This window comes from Dactylosporangium sp. NPDC000244 (assembly GCF_040300725.1).
GTDB lineage: Bacteria > Actinomycetota > Actinomycetes > Mycobacteriales > Micromonosporaceae > Dactylosporangium.
The window spans coordinates 60,390-78,728 of sequence record NZ_JBEPEH010000047.1 but is presented as its reverse complement, the minus strand read 5'-3'; the positions used below and the strand labels follow the sequence as shown (position 1 = coordinate 78,728).

General features: G+C 71.6%; 17 protein-coding genes. 10 read left to right on the top strand and 7 right to left on the bottom strand.

Annotated features, from left to right (window positions below):
• Positions 1-6 precede the first annotated feature (6 nt).
• Positions 7-1,587 carry an MFS transporter gene (locus tag ABT369_RS47635; RefSeq protein WP_350623482.1) on the bottom strand — a complete coding sequence of 527 codons (1,581 nt, stop codon included), beginning with the start codon at positions 1,585-1,587 and terminating at the stop codon, positions 7-9.
• A 55-nt stretch (positions 1,588-1,642) separates the two neighbouring features.
• Here ABT369_RS47635 and ABT369_RS47630 point away from each other — a divergent pair, with 55 nt between their 5' ends.
• A complete protein-coding gene (locus ABT369_RS47630) occupies positions 1,643-2,257 on the top strand; it encodes a TetR/AcrR family transcriptional regulator (protein ID WP_350623480.1) in 615 nt (204 codons plus the stop codon).
• A gap of 361 nt (positions 2,258-2,618) precedes the next feature.
• Here the strand turns inward: ABT369_RS47630 and ABT369_RS47625 are convergent, their stop codons facing one another.
• Positions 2,619-3,497 (bottom strand): tetratricopeptide repeat protein, encoded by an 879-nt coding sequence (locus tag ABT369_RS47625; RefSeq protein WP_350623479.1) that lies wholly within the window; start codon positions 3,495-3,497, stop codon positions 2,619-2,621.
• The gene (locus ABT369_RS47620) at positions 3,434-4,405 is read right to left on the bottom strand and encodes a hypothetical protein (RefSeq protein WP_350623477.1); all 972 of its coding nucleotides are present in this window, start codon (positions 4,403-4,405) and stop codon (positions 3,434-3,436) included. Before ABT369_RS47620 ends, ABT369_RS47625 begins: the two co-directional genes overlap by 64 nt.
• A gap of 202 nt (positions 4,406-4,607) precedes the next feature.
• Between ABT369_RS47620 and ABT369_RS47615 the strand changes: the two genes are divergently transcribed.
• Positions 4,608-4,883, top strand: coding sequence for a hypothetical protein (locus ABT369_RS47615; protein ID WP_350623475.1), 276 nt, complete (start codon positions 4,608-4,610; stop codon positions 4,881-4,883).
• 210 nt (positions 4,884-5,093) lie between these two features.
• Positions 5,094-5,588 (top strand): cell wall protein, encoded by a 495-nt coding sequence (locus tag ABT369_RS47610; protein ID WP_350623473.1) that lies wholly within the window; start codon positions 5,094-5,096, stop codon positions 5,586-5,588.
• Between the two features lie 103 nt (positions 5,589-5,691).
• Here ABT369_RS47610 and ABT369_RS47605 read toward each other — a convergent pair whose 3' ends face one another.
• Positions 5,692-6,201 carry a hypothetical protein gene (locus ABT369_RS47605; protein ID WP_350623471.1) on the bottom strand — a complete coding sequence of 170 codons (510 nt, stop codon included), beginning with the start codon at positions 6,199-6,201 and terminating at the stop codon, positions 5,692-5,694.
• Between the two features lie 267 nt (positions 6,202-6,468).
• Between ABT369_RS47605 and ABT369_RS47600 the strand changes: the two genes are divergently transcribed.
• On the top strand, positions 6,469-6,825 hold the full coding sequence (locus tag ABT369_RS47600) for a hypothetical protein (protein ID WP_350623469.1): 357 nt from the start codon (positions 6,469-6,471) through the stop codon (positions 6,823-6,825).
• A 31-nt stretch (positions 6,826-6,856) separates the two neighbouring features.
• Here ABT369_RS47600 and ABT369_RS47595 read toward each other — a convergent pair whose 3' ends face one another.
• Positions 6,857-7,537, bottom strand: a complete 681-nt coding sequence (locus tag ABT369_RS47595) for a response regulator (RefSeq protein ID WP_350623467.1) — start codon at positions 7,535-7,537, stop codon at positions 6,857-6,859.
• Positions 7,534-8,721, bottom strand: coding sequence for a sensor histidine kinase (locus ABT369_RS47590; protein ID WP_350623465.1), 1,188 nt, complete (start codon positions 8,719-8,721; stop codon positions 7,534-7,536). The genes ABT369_RS47595 and ABT369_RS47590 overlap by 4 nt, the downstream gene beginning before the upstream one ends.
• Before the next feature lie 284 nt (positions 8,722-9,005).
• Here ABT369_RS47590 and ABT369_RS47585 point away from each other — a divergent pair, with 284 nt between their 5' ends.
• The 5 genes from ABT369_RS47585 (at position 9,006) to ABT369_RS47565 (ending at position 14,736) form a co-directional block, all read left to right on the top strand.
• Positions 9,006-9,890 (top strand): polyphosphate polymerase domain-containing protein, encoded by an 885-nt coding sequence (locus ABT369_RS47585; protein WP_350623463.1) that lies wholly within the window; start codon positions 9,006-9,008, stop codon positions 9,888-9,890.
• Between the two features lie 13 nt (positions 9,891-9,903).
• Positions 9,904-10,593, top strand: coding sequence for a DUF4956 domain-containing protein (locus ABT369_RS47580; RefSeq protein ID WP_350623461.1), 690 nt, complete (start codon positions 9,904-9,906; stop codon positions 10,591-10,593).
• On the top strand, positions 10,593-12,266 hold the full coding sequence (locus tag ABT369_RS47575) for a CotH kinase family protein (RefSeq protein WP_350623459.1): 1,674 nt from the start codon (positions 10,593-10,595) through the stop codon (positions 12,264-12,266). The genes ABT369_RS47580 and ABT369_RS47575 overlap by 1 nt, the downstream gene beginning before the upstream one ends.
• Positions 12,267-12,446: 180 nt before the next feature.
• Positions 12,447-13,676 (top strand): MFS transporter, encoded by a 1,230-nt coding sequence (locus ABT369_RS47570; RefSeq protein WP_350623457.1) that lies wholly within the window; start codon positions 12,447-12,449, stop codon positions 13,674-13,676.
• A 4-nt stretch (positions 13,677-13,680) separates the two neighbouring features.
• The gene (locus ABT369_RS47565) at positions 13,681-14,736 is read left to right on the top strand and encodes a radical SAM protein (protein ID WP_350623455.1); all 1,056 of its coding nucleotides are present in this window, start codon (positions 13,681-13,683) and stop codon (positions 14,734-14,736) included.
• A gap of 179 nt (positions 14,737-14,915) precedes the next feature.
• On the opposite strand, the gene ABT369_RS47560 is transcribed toward ABT369_RS47565, so the two are convergent.
• Positions 14,916-16,502: an alkaline phosphatase D family protein gene (locus tag ABT369_RS47560; protein ID WP_350623453.1), complete on the bottom strand. Its 1,587-nt coding sequence runs from the start codon at positions 16,500-16,502 to the stop codon at positions 14,916-14,918.
• 730 nt (positions 16,503-17,232) lie between these two features.
• Here ABT369_RS47560 and ABT369_RS47555 point away from each other — a divergent pair.
• Entirely contained in the window at positions 17,233-18,333 is a 1,101-nt protein-coding gene (locus tag ABT369_RS47555) for an alcohol dehydrogenase catalytic domain-containing protein (protein ID WP_350623451.1), read from the top strand.
• Positions 18,334-18,339 lie beyond the last annotated feature (6 nt).

The following is an 18,339-nucleotide window of genomic DNA, read 5'->3' as shown; positions in this document are numbered from 1 at the left end:
CCTCGTCTACCGACCGGATGCATGCGGCGGAGCGTTGCGGGCCGGGATCAGCAGCGCCAGTAGCGCGCTGAGGAGCGCGATGCCGGCGCCGATCCACATGACGGTGTGCAGGCCGGACATGAAGGCGCGTTCCGTCGCACGAGTGATGGCCGCCGCGGCCACGTCGTCGAACTGCCCGGTGAGGTTCAGCCGTGCGCCGAGCGGAGCGATTCCCTGTTCGGCCAGGCCCTTGTGGATGGCGACCTGTTCCGCGATCGCGTCGGGGACGCCGGCGGTGCGCAGTTCTGCCGGCAGCGTCCGCGCGACGAGCGTCGCGATCACCGTCCCGAACACCGTTGTGCCGAGCACGCCGCCGAGTTGATTCGCGGTGGTCTGCAGGCCCCCGGCGACTCCGCCGTGCTGTACGGGAGCCGTTCCGACGACGGCCTCGGTCCCGGCGACCACGACCATTCCCATGCCGAGGCCCAGCAGGACCAGCCACGGCCACTGCCGGCCGTAGGGGGAGCCCGCGGCCAGGCCGACCAGCCCGACGAAGCTCGCCGCGAGCAGCGCCATTCCGAGGGCGAGCGGCCAACGCGAACCCAGCCGCCCGGTCAAGCGTCCGCCCAGCGGCGAGCCGACCATGAACATCCCCATCAGCGGCAGCAGGCGAACGCCGGTCTCCAGCGGCGTGCAGCCGTTCACGTTCTGCATGTACAGACCGATGGAGAACAGCACTCCGTACAACGCAATGTTTCCGGTCACGAGCAGGACGACACCCACCGACAACGCCCGGGAACGAAACAGCGACAGCGGGAGGATCGGCGCGGGGAACCGTCGCTGCCGGATCACGAACCCGGCGAGGAGGACCAGCGCCGCGAGCACGCCCGCGGCCCAGTACCACCATTCGCGGCCGGTTGCGCCGGTCAACGACCACACCAGGACGAACATCGCCCCGGCCAGCACACCGGCGCCGACGATGTCGAACCGGTCGGCACGGCCCGGGGCGCGACTCTCGCCGGCCCACCGCAGCGCCGACGCGGCGGCGGCCAACCCGATCGGGACGTTCAACACGAAGATCGCCGGCCAGGACAGGTACTCCACCAGCAGTCCGCCGATGATCGGTCCAGCGGCGGCGGCGGACGCCGACGCGGCACCCCACATCCCAATGGCACGGTGCAACTCCGACGCTGGGAACGTCGACTTCAGGATCGCGAGGGTGTTCGGTACCAGCATCGCTCCGGCGAGTCCCTGCAGCACGCGGAAGGCGATCAGTGCCGCGGTCGACGGGGACAGAGCGCACCCGAGGGACGCGAGCGCGAAACCGGCGACGCCGATCACGAAGATCCTGCGCCGGCCAAACCTGTCGCCGAGCTTGCCGCCGACGATCAACGTCACCGCTAGGGCGAGAAGGTAGCCGTTGGTCACCCACTGCAGACCGGTCATCGACGAGCCGAGGCTGCGGGCGATCGTCGGGTTGGCGATGTGGACGACGGTTCCGTCCAAGCTGACCATCACCACGCCCAACGCCACCGCGACGAGGGTCATCCTTTGCTTCCGCCTCGACGGGCGGGTGCGGTTGATGCCCGTTGCTTCGATCGCGCCCACGCGCCCTCCAAATGAAACATGCTGTATCAGTTGTGACATGTTGTATCATTTACTCGTGGGCGACGCCAGTCATCTTGATGCGACCGAACAGGCACTGCGGCAGGACGCCCGGCGCAACCGGGATGCGGTGATCGCCGCGGCGATTCGGATACTCGCGGCCGACCCGGAGGCGAGCATGCGGCAGATCGCCGCGGAGTCCGGCGTGGCGCGGATCACCGTCTATCGGCACTTTCCGACGCGTGAACACCTCATCCGGGCGCTCATCGACCTCGTCGTGGAGGAGGAACGGGCCGTCGTCACGACCGCGATCACGCCGGACGCCACGGCGACCGAAGTCTTCGGCCGGCTCGGCCCGGGGATCATCCGGGTCGGAGAACGCTACCGGTTCCTGGACAACCGTTCCGGCAGCGTCACCGACGCGCCGCTGCGCCACCCCGCCGCCGATGAGCCGCTGCTCATATGGCTGACCAAGTCCGCCGAGCGGGGTGAGCTCCACACCGATCTCACGCCCGAGTGGATGTACGCGATGATCCATGGGCTCGGCCGCGCGGCCAACGAGGAAGTGCTGGTCGGACGCAGAACCGCGGACGAAGCCGGTCAATTGCTCGCCCGCACTCTGACACACACCTTCGTCGCGGACCGTGACGGTTCAGCGACCGGTCCCGGATAGCGGCTGTCGCGGCGACCTGATACGTCGGCCCGGCGCCGGGAGGCTGCGCGGCGGTGCCGCCGCTCACCCCACGGTGACCGCGCCCGCGGTGAATCCCGCGACGGCGGTGTCGATGGCCAGGGTGCGGATGAAGGGCTGCGATGAAGATGACGTCCCAACCGCCATCTGGCGACTGGACGACCGTGACGACCCGGCCGCAGCGACCACCACGGACAACCGCTTCGCGGCACGGCTCACCAGCCGCCTCATCCACGTCTACGCCGACCACGGCGACACGACCGTGGACCTCACCCACGACCCGCACGTCGAGCACGCTGGGATCCACACATCCCGGCCGTGCCTGGCGAGCGCAGACACCAGCTCACTCGCCAGGCAGGACATGGTCACCGCCCCGGTCGGTCTCATCCTGCTGCGCTGGCCGCTCCCACACGCCACCGCGATCGCGGGCATTGCCGAGGTGCTCGCTATGTGCCACCCGATGATGACGGCCGGCGCGTACACCATCGTGGCATTGCGGCCGGCGACACCAGGCAAGCCCGGCGGCACGCTCGCCGAGGACATCCGTGCGCTCCTGCCCGCCGCCCAGTCCGCAGGCCTGCAACACGTACTCCACATTGTCGCACTCGCAAGCGCCGGCGGTGGCGACGAATTCCTGTACTACGCCACCGACACTGAGGTCGATGCAGCCCGGCGGAAGCAAAGTGAAGATGCCGCGGTGGCAGTCCACCACGCAGAACTGCTGGTGTTCAGACACAGACGCGGGCGGTGACGACGCGACCCCTGCGCGCGGGTCGACGTCGGCCACGGAGCGTGACGGCGATCGCCAGCGGTGACACCGGTCGGCTTTAGGCCGCGAGGAGTCTGTCGCGGACGCGGTCGCCGAGGGAGTGCTCGAGCTTGGTGAGGATCGGGCCTCGTCCGTCTCGCCCAGCGTCTCGTGCGCGTCGCCGAGGTGGACCAGCACGTCGGCCTGCGGGAAGCGGTCCCCGAGCTCGTGGAACAGCGCGTGGGAGTCCCGGTAGCAGGCGATCGCGTCGTGGGTCCGGCCGAGCCGCAGGCAGGCGTGGCCGATGGTGTCCAGGGTGGTGGCCTCGCCGAAGCGGTCCCGGAGGCGGCGCATCGCGGCCAGCGCGTCCACGCACAGGCCGAGGGCCTCGGCGTGGTCGCCGCGCAGGGTCAGGCACCAGCCCAGGTTGTTCTGCGAGCGGGCGGTACCGATCGGGTCGCCGAGGTCGGCCACCAGCGCGTGCGCCCGCCGGGCATGGTCGAGCGCGCAGTTCGGGTCGTCGCACTCCACCGACAGGTTGGCCAGGCGGCGGTGGGCGGGGGGTGCATGCCCTCGACGGAGCCGGCCGCCGCGAAGTGGTCGAGGGCCCGGCGGAAGTGCGTCTCGGCCTCGTCGAAGCGGTCGCACCGGAAGTGCTCGAACGCGATGCCGTCCTCGGCCACGCCGAGGCCGAGCGGGTCGGTGGCGACCTCGAGCGCGCGCCGGTGGGTGGCCGCCCGGCCGGCCCAGTCGCCGAGCAGGTTCTGGTACACGCCGAGCGCGTGCGCCAGCTGCCACGCCACGGCCGGGAAGCCGGCGGCCCGCTCGATCGCGGCGAGGAGCACCTCCCGCTCGGCGGCGAACCACTCCGCACCCAGGCGCTCTTCCACCAGCACGCCTTCGGCCGGTGGCGCGGGCACGATCGGAACGCGCACGAACGTCGGCAGGCGCGAGGCGGCCCCGAGCGCGCTGTGCAGGTAGTGGCCGAGCACCCGGCCCAGGGCGGCACACCGCTCGGCGCGCTCGGCGGCGTACGCGCGCAGCAGGCAGTGGCCGGTGTACCGGCCGGGGGCGCGTTCGGTCAGCAGCTGCGCGTCGGCCAGCTCGGCCAGCAGCCGGGCGGTCCGGGCGCGGGGCAGGGCGGCGAGCGAGGCCGCGGCGGGCACCGTGACGTCGAGCCCCGGGTGCACGGAGAGGAGGCGGAAGAGGCGCGCGGCATCGGCGCCGAGCTTGCGGTAGCTCCAGGAGAACACGGCCCGCGGGTCGAGCACCGGGTCGCCACCGCCCAGGGAGTACAGGGCGTCCAGGACGTCCGGGGTGGACAGCTCGGCGGCGAACACGGCGAGCGGGAACGACGGGCGGGCCGCGGCGCGCGCCGCCACGACCGCCAGGGCGAGCGGCAGCCGCGCGCACCGGGCGATGATGGTCTAGGTGGCGGCCGGGTTGGCGCCGCGTACATCAGCGACGGGCTGAACGAGCGCTACGTCGGCAACGGCCTCGGCGTCGCGCCGGCACGACCCCCGTCATCGCCGCCGACCGCAGCGGCGGCTGGGAGGTCGCGCTGCAGGGCGCTGACAACAACCTGTGGATCGTCGACTCGGCCGGCCCCAGGTGCAGACGCCGTGGATTCTCGACCCGGACAGCGGCCTGGGCATCATCGGCCTGTCGACCGGCAGCTACGAGATCATCTTCGCGGGCTCGGACCGGATGCTCTACGCTATGGCCGCGAATGGCGCCGTCACCCTGCTCGGCAACGGCCTGGGCATGGCGCCGCACACGAGCCCGGCCGTCGCGGCCGACCAGTCCGGCCACCTCGAGGTGGCATCTGGGCCGGCACGAGCCCGGACATCACCGCCCTGATGGTGCCGGTGCAGAGCACCCCGACCCCGACCCGCACGCGGACCGGCCTCCCGCCGCTGACCCCCTGACCCGACCGCACCGGCCGGCGGCACCGTCGACACACTCGGCGGTGGCGCCGCGCGGGCTTTGTCGGCCCCGGCGGACGTCGAAGATCTTGTATACTTCGCATCGACGATCGCGCGCGTTGGACTCACACGGGGAGAAGTTCACATGCGATGGAAGATCCCGGCTGCCCTCCTGCTGGCAGTCGCCTTGCTGATCCCGGCGACACCGGCGGCGGCTCAAGCCGAATCGCCCGCGACATCCTGCCAGGCGGTTTTCTACGCGGACATCCGCGAGCTTGTCACGATCGATCTCGATACCGCCTCGGACATCGATGTGCGGGTGCTGGCGAACCGGATCATGGCGGCGGCGGTCGCTGATGCGTTGACCACGTTGCCGGGCAGGATGCAGGCGCGGTTGGACGGTTCCGCGGGCGATCTGCGGGCGTTTCTCAAGACGAGCCTGTGGGGGGTCTGGTCGACGGATCTGCGGATTGCGGTGAACCGGACGATGCCGAACGCTGGCTCGCACGTGCAGGCGGCCGCGCAGGAAGCGCTCGACAACGGGACCGTGGACGCGTTTCTGGCTTACCTGAACGACGGCCTGTACATCGCACGCGCGCTTGACTGCGCGTATCAGCCGGCGGCGTCGGCATCCGCTTGACGCCCGCTGCCGCCGGGAGGGCGGGCCGTGCCATGGCAGGGCGGCCCACCCTCCCGGCGGCCTCGTCGAGAAGCTCCGCGTCGGCGCGGCGCCGAACTGGCGCTCAATCGTCGTAGATCGGGTAGTCCGCCGGGTTGGGCGCGGTGTCATCGACGCCGATCGCCCGCAGGTCCGCCCGGCTGAAGGTGAGCGCCGCACGGTCGCCGAGCATGATGGCGGCCAAGGCATCGAGCATTTCCAGATGCTGCTGCCGTGACTCCTCGACGACGGCTCCGATGCGGCTGCTGGCCGTCATCACGCGCTGTCCGTCGGGCCCTGCCTGTTCCACCTTCCTCACCAGCAGGCCCGCTTCGAGGAAGCCTGACCATGGGGTCCTCAGGGCGAGCAGCGAGTCGGCCGTCGAGACGAACAGCCTGAAATACACGCGGTTGTTGAAGGTATCCATCTGCTGCGAATCCAAGTGCAGCCCGAACAGCTGCCCGAGCCCGTCGAGCATGCCGGCGTGATACGCCTTGAGGGCGGCGTTGAAGGCCGACGACTCGGGCAGGTACCCACCGAAGCCCCGCGCCTGAGCGCCGAGGTACGCCTCAATGAGATGGCGCCTGGCGTACATCGATCCTCCCGGACAGGCCGTTCGAGCTCGTGCCACGGTCGGCCTTCCGGCCCGTCCGCGGCGACCCAAGATACCGAACACCTGCACCGTCTGAGCGTCCGGAGTCGCCCGGCGTGCATGGTTCGCGCATGCCTCACGCACCGTGCGGTGCGACGAGGACGTGCCCGCGGGCACGCTGCGGTTCAAGGCTCGCCTGCAGCTGGGCTGCTGATCCGCGCGGCCGTCCGGTGATGGCCACGGCCGTCGGCGGCGCCTAGACTTTGGGTTGTGGGACCGGGCGAAAAGGACGCTGACCTGGCCCGCCGCGAGGACCTCGTCACGGCGCGGGAGAGAGTAGCCGACGAACGCGAGGCGCTCGCCGACGAGCGTGACGCCGCCGCGGACCAGCGTGACATCGAGCTCGAAGGCCGGAACACCCAGGCCGCGGTGCAGGAGGGTGAGCTGGAGCGGCGGGGCGCGCTGGCCGACGAACGCGACCGGCACCTCGACGAGCGGAGCCGGCGCATCGCCGAGCGGGAGCAGCGGGCCGACCTGCGGGAACGGGCCGCGAACGAGCGTGACCGGGAGGCCGACCAGCGCGCCATCGACGCGGAGGTGCGCGGCTTGGACGAGCGGTACCGATAGGTGCGGCCCGGCCGGACGGCGGTGGTCGCGGTCAGGCCGGTGGCGCGTCACCGGGGCGGACGAGACCGCTCTGATAGGCGAGCACGACGAGCTGGGCGCGGTCGCGCACGTCGAGCTTGGCCATCGCCCGGTTGACGTGGGTCTTCGCCGTCAGCGGGGAGAGGTAGAGCCGGTCGGCGATCTCGTCGTTCGACAGCCCGTGCGCCACGAGGACCAGCACCTCGCGTTCGCGGTCGGTGAGCACGTCGATGGGCCCGGCGGGCGGCAGCGGCGGAAGGTCGGGGTGGCGCAGGAACCGTGTGATCAGCGACTGCGTGGCGATGGGGGAGAGGAGGGCCTCGCCCGCGGCGACGGTACGCACGGCGCGGACGAGGTCGTCGGGCTCGACGTTCTTGCCGAGGAAGCCGCTGGCGCCGAGCCGGAGCGCACGCACGACGTTCTCCTCGTTCTCGAACGTGGTGAGGATCAGGATCCGGACGCCGGACAGCTGATGGTCGCCGGCGATGCGCCGGGTGGCCTCGAGCCCGTCCATCTCGGGCATGCGGATGTCCATGAGCACCACGTCGGCCCGGGTGGTTCGGGCGAGATCGACGGCCTCGATGCCGTTGGTCGCCTCGCCGACGACGTCGATGCCGGGGTCGCCGTCGAGGATGAGCCGGAACCCGCCGCGGATGAGGGCCTGGTCGTCGGCGAGCACCACACGGATCGTCACGGCTGCGGCCTCGTCTTCGCGGCGGGCAGTTCGGCACGCACCCGGAACCGGCCGGTCGGTTCGTGCCGCGCCGTGAGCGTGCCGCCGGCCGCGGAGGCGCGTTCGCGCATGCCGAGCAGCCCGTAGCCACTCCCGGGCCGGTCCGGGCCGGTCGGGTTGTCGACCTCCAGGACGACCTTGTCGGGAGCGTAGGTGACGGTGAGGCACGCCGAGCCGGTGCCGTGCTTGTGGGCGTTGGTGAGGGCCTCCTGCAGGATCCGGTACGCCGCGAGGTCCACGACTGCGGGCAGTTCCCGGGCCTCGCCGTGCTGCCGGTGCTCGATGTGCAGGCCGGCGACGGCGACGGTGTCGAGCAGCGCGGTCAGCCGGGCGAGGCCGCGGGCCGGCTCGGTGCTGCCGGGCGTGTCGCCGGGGTCGCGCAGCACGCCGACGATCGAGGAGAGCTCCCGCATCACCGTGTCGGAGGCGTGCCGGATGTGCTCGAGCGCGCTGTCGGCGGCGCCGGGCTGCCGATGCAGGACGTGGCGGGCGGCACCGGCCTGGACGTTGATGACGGCGATGTGGTGGCTGACCACGTCGTGCAGCTCGCGGGCGATCCGCATGCGCTCCTCGACGACGCGGCGGCGGGCCTCGTCCTCGCGGGTCTGCTCGGCCCGGCGGGCGCGCTCCTCGACGGCGGTGACGTAGGCGCGGCGGCTGCCGGTGGCGTCGCCGACCGCGGTGGCCATGCCGATCCAGGCGAGGACGCCGATGTTCTGCGGCGCCCACCAGCTGCCCGCCGAGGTCAGGACGGTGGCGAGGTAGAGCGACAGGGCGATGGCGGCGGAGATCAGCCACGTCCGCCGGCGCTCGAGGCGCGACGCCACGGTGTATACGGCGATCACCAGGGCGATCATCGGGACCGGCGGCTGCGGTCCGGACGCGACCGTGAACGCGAGCGTGGCGACGGCGGTGGCGAGCAGCACCGGCAGCGGCCACACCCGCCGGAAGGTGATCGCGAGGCAGGCGAGGACCGCGGCGGCGACGCCCGCCGGCGCGACCGGACCCGCCAGGTGACGGTCGCCGTGGCTCGCCGTCGCGACCAGCGGCGGGCCGACCAGCAGCACGCCGAGGAGCAGGTCGAGCAGCTGCGGATGCCGTAGGGCGGCCCGGCGCAGTTGCCGCTGCACGACGGTGGAGTCCATGGTCTCGACGGTAGGTGCCGGCCCGGGAGCCGGGCGTCGTCTACCGGCGGTAGCGGATCGCCGCGGCTTACTGCGGACGCGGTAGCACGATAGCAATCCTCGTCTCCCGGAATCGGCCGATTCACGTCCTTGCACCGCTTCTGCCCGGAAATACCACGGATGCAGTAGCGGCGGCGAGCCGATGTCTGCGCTTGGAGGACGCGGCGGGTGGTCCGGGCGGGCGATGGTGATGCCTGCACCGTACACCTCCCGTTCATGTTTCGTTCCCCGCGGATGGTTCTGCCATGCGACTGCCGTTCCGGCGTGGTGCCGCGCCACCGCAACCCGCTCCCGTCCGCGCCGCCCCGGACGACGGTCACCGCAACGACGATCACGACGGCCACGCGCTGCGGGCGCCGACGAGGCTGCACGCGTTCAACCGCTACGAGATCAAGTATCTGGTGCCGAGCTCGCGGATCCCGCGGCTGCGGCGGGAACTGGCGGCCCGGCTGGACCACGACAGTCACGGCACCGACGGCTCCTACGGGGTCTGGAGTGTCTACTACGACAGTCGTGACCTGCGGTTCTACTGGGAGAAGATCGAGGGGCTGCGGTTCCGGCGCAAGCTGCGGGTGCGCCACTACGGCGACCGGTTCAGCGTCGACGGCGACACCCCCGTGCACATCGAGATCAAACAGCGGGTCAACCGGGTCACCCAGAAGCGGCGGGTCGCGCTGCCGTACCGGCTCGCCCGCGACCTCTGCGACCGGCGGCAGCCGGTCGAGCACGCCCCGGCGCAGCGGGCCTTCCTGGAGGAGGTGCTCGAGCTGCTCTCGCGGCTGGACCTGCGAGCGGTGGCGATGACCGGCTACCAGCGGGAGGCGTTCGTCGGCCGCGACGCCGACACGGGGCTGCGCGTCACCATGGACCACCGCGTCCGCGGCCGCGACCGTGACTTCCACTTCGCCGCCGACGCCGAGAACCGGCTCGTCGTGCCGGCCGGGCTGTCGGTCGTCGAGTTCAAGGCCGACGAGCGCGTCCCGTACTGGCTCACCGACCTCGCCGCCGAGCTGAACCTGTCGGTGGTGCGGGTCTCCAAGTACTGCCAGGCCGTCGAGGCCTTCGGCCGCGCACCCCGCTCCATCTTCCACATCCCCGACGAATCCCCGCCGAACACCCCGACGACCTGAAGGTGTAGCCCCGATGCCGTTCAACGTTCAGGACCTTTCCGGCACCTTCAGCGTCGGCGACATCGCCATCGCCCTGTCGCTGTCGTTCGTGCTCAGCGCCATGATCGGCTGGGTCTACCGGTTCACCCACCGCAACGTGTCCTACAGCCAGTCCTACGTGCAGACCCTCGTCATCCTCGGCATGCTCGTCGCGCTCATCATGCTCATCGTCGGCTCCAACATCGCCCGCGCGTTCGCGCTGGTCGGGGCGCTGTCGGTGGTGCGCTTCCGCAATGCCGTCAAGGAGACCCGCGACGTCGGGTTCATCTTCCTCGTCATGGGCATCGGCATGGCGGCCGGCACCCGCTTCTACACGCTGGCCGTCGTCGCCGCGGTCGCGATCAGCCTCGTGATCCTGGTGATGTACCGCTTCAGCTGGTTCGCCGCCAGCGTCCAGCGGCAGATCGTCAAGGTCCAGATCCCGCCGGACTTCGGCGCCGGCGGCAACTCCACCGAGGCCATCCAGGACGTGCTCATCGCCCACACCAGCGAGTTCGAGCTGGTCAGCATCGAGTCGATCCGCGGCGGCGCCCTCACCGAGCTGATGTACACCGTGCGCCTGAAAAAGGGCCACGAACCGGGGCAGCTCATCGCGGCGCTCGGCGAACGCACCGGCGGGCAGCGGGTGACGGTGCTGACCGGCTACGACCAGACGGACCTGTGATGCTGCGACGGCTGCGGTACCGCATCCCGGTGCGGGTGCGCCACTACTGGAAGCTCCTGGCCGTCTGCGCCGCGGTCGTCGCCGTCCTCGCCACGGTGCTCAGCACCGTGCGGGTGGCGCCGCTGGTCACGAGCACCAGCGACGAGAACGGTGACCAGGTCACCCAGAACGTGCGCGGCACCCGGGACCTGTTCGACGCCACCCTGGCCCACAGCATGACGATCACCTTCCGCGACGCCGACTACCAGCGGCTGCTCGACTCCTTCTGGAACGAGGGCGAGAAGGAGTTCCTCGAGGCCGACCTGACCATCGACGGCACCGTCGTCGCCGGCGTCGGCATCCGGCTCAAGGGCAACTCCACGCTGGCCGGGCTGACGCGCGGCGGAGCATCCCGGCCCGGCGGATTCGGGGCCGGCGGCCGTGGGCCTGGCGGCCAGGCACTGGGTGGCGGCGACCCAGGCGGCGTCGGCCCGGGCGGTGGAGGTCCGGCTGGTGGAGGTCCGGCTGGTGGCGGGCTGGGAGGCTTCGGTCCGGGCGGCGGAGGTCCGGGCGGCGGAGGTCCGGGCGGCGGCGGCGGAGGTCCGGGCGGCGGAGGTCCGGGCGGCGGCGGCCGGGGCGGCTTCGGCGCGGCGCTCAAGGCCGAGGAGCCCGAGACGCTGCCGTGGCTGATCCGGTTCGACGAGTTCGTGTCGGGGCGCCGCTACCAGGGACACCGCGAGATCGCCGTGCGCGTGGGCGGCATGGGCGGCGGCACCACCGTGCTCAACGAGGCGGTATCGCTCAGCCTGCTGGCCGGCGCCGGGCAGACCGCGCAGCGGTACGCGTACACCAGCTTCACCGTCAACGACCGCCCGACCACGGCGCGGCTCGTCGTGGAGCATCCCGACGAGCACTTCGCCGAGGCGGTCGGCGGCTCCGGTGTGCTCTACAAGAGCCTGGCCACCAGCCAGTTCACCGACCAGGGCGGCGACCCGACCAGCTACGCCGACGACTTCAAGCAGATCACCAAGAAGGGCAGCCAGGACCTCCAGCCCGTCATCGACCTCGTGCGCTGGGTCAACACCGCCGACGACCAGCAGTTCGACGCGAAGCTCGGCGACCGCCTCGACGTGGAGTCCTTCGCCCGGTACACCGCGGCGCAGAACCTGCTGCTCAACTCCGACGACATGGCCGGGCCGGGCCGCAACTACTACCTGTGGTACGACCTGCGGACCAAGCGGTTCACGGTCATCGGCTGGGACTACAACCTCGCGTTCTCCGGCCGCGCCGACCAGGACCCGGCCGCGTCGGTCAGCATGGGCGGCATGTTCGCCGGCGGCGCCGACGGCATGCCACCGGCGGGATTCCAGCCCCCGGACGGCTTCCAGCCGCCGGCCGGGATGCGGCCCCAGGGCGGCGGCGGCTTCGGCGGACTCGGCGGCAACAAGCTCAAGGAGCGCTTCCTGGCCAGCGCCGCCTTCAAGCCGGTGTACCAGAAGGCCTACCGCGAGCTCTACCAGAAGATGTACGGCAGCGGCGCCGCCCTGGCCGCCGTGGACGCCATCAGCGGGGTGCTGGGCACCGCCGGCGGCTACGACCGGCAGAAGACCGACGCCGACGCCGACGAGCTGCGAACCCTGATCCGGCAGCGCACCGAGTACCTCGCGGGCACCGACCTCATCCGGCAACCTTGACCACGGCCTTGACCACGGCCGCGGCCGAGAAACTTGCAGCGTTCGCGGGCGTGCTGCTCGCCGGTGACCGGCCGACTTGCCGGCGCGGTCATCGCGCGGCGCCGGGATGCGGTGACGGGACCTCGGCGGGCCGGTAGCGTCCGCGGCGGGTAGTGCTGCCGTCGCGATCCAGGGATGTGGATGCAGATGGTCATCGGCGCGAGGCGCGTAATCGAGGCGAAGCTGCCGCACCTGCTGCTCTGCGTCCTGCTGCTGGGCATCGCCGACTCCATGATCGGGCCGTACCTGGTGCTGTTCGGCGCCGACCGGGCGCGCCTGTCCCCGCTCCAGGTCGGCGTGTTCCTCTCCGTCATCGCCGTCAGCGGGCTGTTCGTGACGTCGTGGCTCGGTCGCCGGTACGACCGCGGTGCCGGCCGGTGGCCGGCGGTGGTCGCCGTGCTGGCGCCGGCCGCCGGGTACCTCGCGCTGAGCACGACCACCAGGTACGCCCTGTTGCTGCTCATCGGCGCGGGACTGCTCGGCGCCGGCCTGGCCGCCTTCTCGCAGGTGTTCGCGCTGGCCCGCACCCACCTGGACCGGGCCTCCGGCGACGCGTCGCGCCGCGGGACCCTGGCGCTGCGCTCGGCGTTCTCGCTGGCCTGGGCCGTCGGCCCGATCCTCGGGGCGGCGGCGCTGGCGTGGCGGGGGTACGGCGGGCTGCTGCTGCTGACATCCCTGGCGTTCGCGGTGATCGCGGCCCCACTGCTGCTGCTGGGCCCGACGCCGGTCACACCCCGGACCGAGCCGCAGTCGCGGGCTTCATCGCGGTTGCGGCGGCCGGTGCTGTTGGTGGCGGCGAGTTTCGCGCTGTTCAACACCGCGATGTGCGCCGGCTCGGTCGCGCTGCCGCTGTACATCACGCGCACCCTGGCCCGGCCCGATCAGGACGTGGGGCTGCTGGCCAGCGTGTGCGCCCTGGCGGAGATCCCGGCGGCGCTGGGCCTGATGCTGCTGCCGGCCCGGGTGCGTCAGCAGCGGGTACTCCTGCTGGGCATGCTGCTGTTCGTGCTGTACTTCGCCCTGGTCCCCGTCAGCTCCGGCCTGCCGCTGCTGCTCGCCGCCCAGGTGGCCCGGGGCGTGGCCATCGCCGCGGTCAACGCGCTCGGCATCACGTACATCCAGGACCTGATGCCCGAGGCCACCGGCCGCGCGACCGCGCTGTTCGGCAACGCGTTCATCACCGCGTCGCTGATCTCCGGGCTCGTCGCGGGCGCGGCCGCGCAGGCGCTCGGATACCGGGCGGCGCTGCTGCTGTGCGCGATGATCAGCGCCGCGGGCTGCCTGCTGCTGATCAGCGCCCGGCCGGTGCCGCGGGAGGTCGCCGCCGCGGCCGACGCGCCCGAGGTCGACGCCCGCCCGTGGCAGGCTTGACGGCGTGACCACCGCCGAGCACGAACTGCGCTGGGCCGGCCAGCGGGTCGACGCGATCGCGCCCGGGAGCCTGCCCGGCCTCGCCCGCCTGAGCAACCTCGTCCGCAGCGTGCGCACCCCCGAGTTCGAGGGCGTCACGTTCCACGAGGTGCTGACCAAGAGCGCCCTCAACCACGTCCCGGCGACGAGCGCGATGCTGCCGGGGGAGTGGACGATCAACCCGTACCGCGGCTGCACCCACGCCTGCGCGTACTGCTTCGCCCGCCCCAGCCACGAACACCTCGGCCTCGACCTCGGCGCCGACTTCGACCGCCAGATCGTCGTCAAGGTGAACCTCGCCGAGGTCCTGCGGCGCGAGCTCGCGACCAAGCGGGTCCTGCCCGACCGGGTCGCGTTCGGCACCAACACCGACCCGTACCAGCGCGCCGAGGGCCGGTACGCGCTGATGCCCCCGGTCATCGACGCGCTCACCGGCGCCCGGGTGCCGTTCTCGATCCTCACCAAGGGCACCGTGATCCGCCGCGACCTCGCCCGCCTCGCCGCCGCGGCCCGGCACGTGAACGTAGAGCTGGGCCTGTCGATCCCGTTCGTGGACGAGACGCTGCAGCGCACCCTCGAGCCCGGCGCCCCGTCGACGGCCGCGCGGCTGGACACCCTGCGGGCCATGCGCGCCGCCGGCTTCGCCCCGACCGTGTTCCTCGCGCCGATCCTGCCGCACCTCACCGACGGCCAGGAGCAGCTCGACACCACGATCGGCGCGCTCGCCGAGGCCGGCGCGGCGCACGTCCTGCCGACTCCGCTCTATCTCATCCGGGGCGTGAAGGAGCTGTTCTTCACCTGGCTTCGGCGGTGGTACCCGGAGCAGGTGCCCGCCTACGCGGAGCTGTACGACTCCGGATCCCGTCTCCCGCGCGCCTATCGCGACGCCGTCCGCGCCCGCGTGGACCGGGCCCTGCGCCGCCACGGCCTGCCGATCCCCGACGACACCACCGAGGACAAGTTCGCGCTGCTCGGCAAGCGCCGCCCCGAGCCCGGGCCGAGCCAGCCGACCCTCTTCTGACGTCGGCCGCTCACCCGGCCAGGACCGCGACAAGCGCGGCGGCGCGCTCCGGTCCCGGCAGCGGCCGGGGCGACGACCGACTTGCCGGGCGCGGGGGCCACGCGATTGACGCTCGGACGTGCGATGGCCGCGCCTTCGCGTCGGCATCGCAGTCCGAGTCGTCGTCCGCGTCCGACGGGTCAGGCCCGCCGCAGGCCAGGCCGATCCGGGTCGCTGAGATATGAAGCCACCGTCGATGCGGGCGACGAGGTGGACAGGATCGTGTTCACGGCCCGGAAGTCGGCGCGCAGTTGGTTCGGCGTCAGCTCGACCGTGACGTATCCGCGGCCGTTGCCTTCGAACCGCAGGTGAGGCGTTGCGGGCACGGGGTCGAACTTGGCGGTCACCGTCTCGTCCACACCGATCGTTCCGGACGACGTGATCGACGTGGTCGTGAACTCGACCCCGAGGGTCTCGGACGCCGGGTTGGAGAAGTCCCGCTTGAGATCGGCCGCCCTGTTCTTGTGGATGTCGCCGGAAAGCACCACCGGGTGGCACTTCGGGTTCGAGGCCATGCCCCGCAGGATGTTCTCGCGGGCGGCGCGGTAGCCGTCCCACTTGTCCTCCGGGTGGGCGATGTCCGGGTCGGCGAAGAACGGCACCTGCTGCGCCAGAACGTTCCAGGAGGTGTTGGAGTGCTGCAGATCCTGCAGCAACCAGCGTTCCTGCCGCGAGCCGAGGATTGTGCGGCTGGGGTCGTATGCCTCGGGCGAACCGGCGTCGGTGACCTGGTCGCTTCGGTACTGGCGGGTGTCCAGGACGTTGAAGGTGGCCAGCTTCCCCCAGGACAGCCGGCGGTACAACTGGATGTCCGCCCCGTTCGGCCGCTGCGCCGATCGCAGGGGCATGTGTTCCCAGTAGGACTTGTATGCGGCGGCCTTGCGCAGGCGGAACTCCTCGACCGTCGCGTCGGCGCCCTGCCCGGTCTCCGGGATGTCGCCGGCGTAGTTGCCTGAGACCTCGTGGTCGTCGAACGTGACCACGAACGGTGCGCTCGCGTGGATGGCCCGCATGTCCGGGTCCATGCGGACCTGGGCGATACGCACGCGATAGTCGGGCAGCGCCATGCACTCGCCGATGGGCAGGTGCTGACGTCCGACCGGCCCGGGTCCGTTGTCCTTCTCGTAGAAGTAGTCGCCGAGATGGAACACCAGGTCCGGCTCGTAGCGCAGCATGTCCTGGTAGGCCGTGTAGTAGCCGTCCGTGAAGCGCTGGCAACAGGCCACGGCGAACCTCACCCGCGCCGACCGGGAGCCCGGGACCGGCGCGGTGCGGGTGCGCCCGACGGGGCTGATCTGACCGCCGGCGCGGAACCGGTAGAAGTACTCTCGTTCGGCGCGCAGGCCACGCACGTCCACGTGCACCGTGTGCGCGTCCTCAGCCCTCGCCAGTTGCGTCCCGCGGTGCACGATCTTGCGGAACCGCTCGTCCTCCGCGACTTCCCACTCCACCGGGAACGCTTCGGGCGGCATGCCGCCGGTGCCGTCAAGCCGCAGCGGCTCGGGTGCCAGGCGAGTCCAGATCACGACTGCCTCGGGCAACGGATCACCTGACGCGACGCCGAGCGCGAACGCCCCCTCGGGCAGTTTCGGCGCGGGCCGGTGGGACGCCTGGGCGGGTGTGGCGACCGCGATGCCCAGAGCCGTCGTGGCGCTGGCGGCGAGGAGTGTCCGCCGTGTCAACCCGCTCGGGTGCGTCTCGGCCGCGGTGTTGTCGCTGTCGGTCATGCTGGTCCCTTCTCGTTCATGCCGTTGCTCGTTCGTGCGGTTGCTCGTTCGCGCCGTCGGCGGGCAGGTCGAGGCCTTGCGGTGAGGTGGGTTGCCGGCTCGGGTGCGGCGACTCGCCGCGATGACCGGCGGTGGTCGGTGTGGGTGCGGTCCGGCCGCGGGCACCGCCCGGTCCCGGCCGTCCGGCCGGCGAGCGCGCTGCGGTCGCCGCGCAGACGAGGACCGGATGCGGTTGGTTCCGGCCCCGGGTGTGCGGCACGCCATCGATGGCGGCGTCGATCAAGTGGATCGATCTAGTCACTACTAAACAACGTTTCGCTGGCGTGTCAAGGAGTGCCGTAGCAAGGCAGTTGCACTCTTCGTGAACTGCGGGCATCGAGCAAGATCCTGATGCGTGTGAGGCGCGCCGGCGCCCGAGGCGTCCGGCCTGGGCCGTCGCGGCATCCGTAGATCGATCCGCATCGCCCGACTTCCCGACCTAGTCGACCGTATTCACCGGGGACGGGCTCCCACCACGTTGTCACAAAGTTCTTGACACGTGCTGGAAACACTGTTGTAGTGCGAGTAGATCGATCTACTAGTCAGCCGCCGGGGGCACCGCGACCGCCACCCTGGTCGACCCACGGCCCCCGCCGGACGCGGCCCACACCAACCAGGGCTGCTCCGCCGCACCCCCCGGCGCAGCCATGCACCCAGCCCGATTCCCCGTCCCCTGACAAAGGGAGCACCCATGCAGCAGAGCGAGCGCGCCGACATCCCCCAGCGGATGCGGGCCGTCGTCTCGTACGGCCCCGAGGACTACAGGCTCACCGACCTTCCCGTGCCCCGGCCCGGCCCGGGTGAAGCACTGCTGCGCGTCGCCGCGGTCGGCATCTGCGCCAGCGACCTCAAGTGCTACCACGGCGCAGCGAAGTTCTGGGGCGACGAAAGCCGCCCGGCCTGGGCCGAGACCGACGTGGTCCCCGGCCACGAGTTCGTCGGCGACATCGTCGCGCTGGACGACGAGGCCCGCGCCCGCTGGGGCGTCGACGTCGGCGACCGGGTCGTCGCCGAGCAGATCCTGCCGTGTGGGGAATGCCGCTACTGCGAGCGCGGTCAGTACTGGATGTGCGCCGTGCATGACATCTTCGGCTTCAAACGGGCCGCGATGGGCGCGATGGCCGAATACGTTCTCCTGCCGGCCCGCTCGCTGGTGCACCCGATCTCCGCGAGCGTCCCGCCCGCGCATGCCGCGTTCGCCGAACCGCTGTCCTGCGCCCTGCACGCGGTCGAGCGCGCCGGCATCACCTTCGACGACGTCGTCGTGGTCGCCGGGTGCGGGCCGATCGGGCTGGGCATGGTCGCCGGCGCCGCGGCGAAGAACCCGGCCAAGGTCATCGCGCTGGACATGGCCGACGACAAGCTGGCGCTGGCCCGGGCGTGTGGCGCCGACCTCACGCTCAACATCAGCCGCGACGACGTCCTCGGCACGGTCCGCGAGCTCACCGACGGCTACGGCGCCGACGTCTACCTCGAGGGCACAGGGCACCCGTCGGCGGTGCTGCAGGGCCTCAACCTGCTGCGCAAGCTCGGCACCTACGTCGAGTACAGCGTCTTCGGCTCCGACGTGACCGTCGACTGGAGCATCATCAGCGACGACAAGGAGCTCAACGTGCTCGGCGCGCACCTCGGGCCGCACTGCTGGCCGGCGGCGATCCGCATGATCGAGTCGGGCCGCCTGCCGCTGGAGCGCATCTGCACCCACCAGCTTCCCCTCGACCGCTTCCAAGAGGGCCTCGACCTGGTGGCCGACGGCTCTGCCTCGATCAAGGTGTCCCTCCTTCCCGCCTGAGCGCTC

Bases quoted from the DNA above. Each gene is read 5' to 3' on its own strand.
- ABT369_RS47610 (WP_350623473.1), top strand. From the start codon at position 5,094: ATGCGATGGAAGATCCCGGCTGCCCTCCTGCTGGCAGTCGCCTTGCTG.
- ABT369_RS47605 (WP_350623471.1), bottom strand. From the start codon at position 6,201: ATGTACGCCAGGCGCCATCTCATTGAGGCGTACCTCGGCGCTCAGGCG.
- ABT369_RS47590 (WP_350623465.1), bottom strand. From the start codon at position 8,721: ATGGACTCCACCGTCGTGCAGCGGCAACTGCGCCGGGCCGCCCTACGG.
- ABT369_RS47585 (WP_350623463.1), top strand. From the start codon at position 9,006: ATGCGACTGCCGTTCCGGCGTGGTGCCGCGCCACCGCAACCCGCTCCC.
- ABT369_RS47580 (WP_350623461.1), top strand. From the start codon at position 9,904: ATGCCGTTCAACGTTCAGGACCTTTCCGGCACCTTCAGCGTCGGCGAC.
- ABT369_RS47575 (WP_350623459.1), top strand. From the start codon at position 10,593: ATGCTGCGACGGCTGCGGTACCGCATCCCGGTGCGGGTGCGCCACTAC.
- ABT369_RS47570 (WP_350623457.1), top strand. From the start codon at position 12,447: ATGCAGATGGTCATCGGCGCGAGGCGCGTAATCGAGGCGAAGCTGCCG.
- ABT369_RS47560 (WP_350623453.1), bottom strand. From the start codon at position 16,502: ATGACCGACAGCGACAACACCGCGGCCGAGACGCACCCGAGCGGGTTG.
- ABT369_RS47555 (WP_350623451.1), top strand. From the start codon at position 17,233: ATGCAGCAGAGCGAGCGCGCCGACATCCCCCAGCGGATGCGGGCCGTC.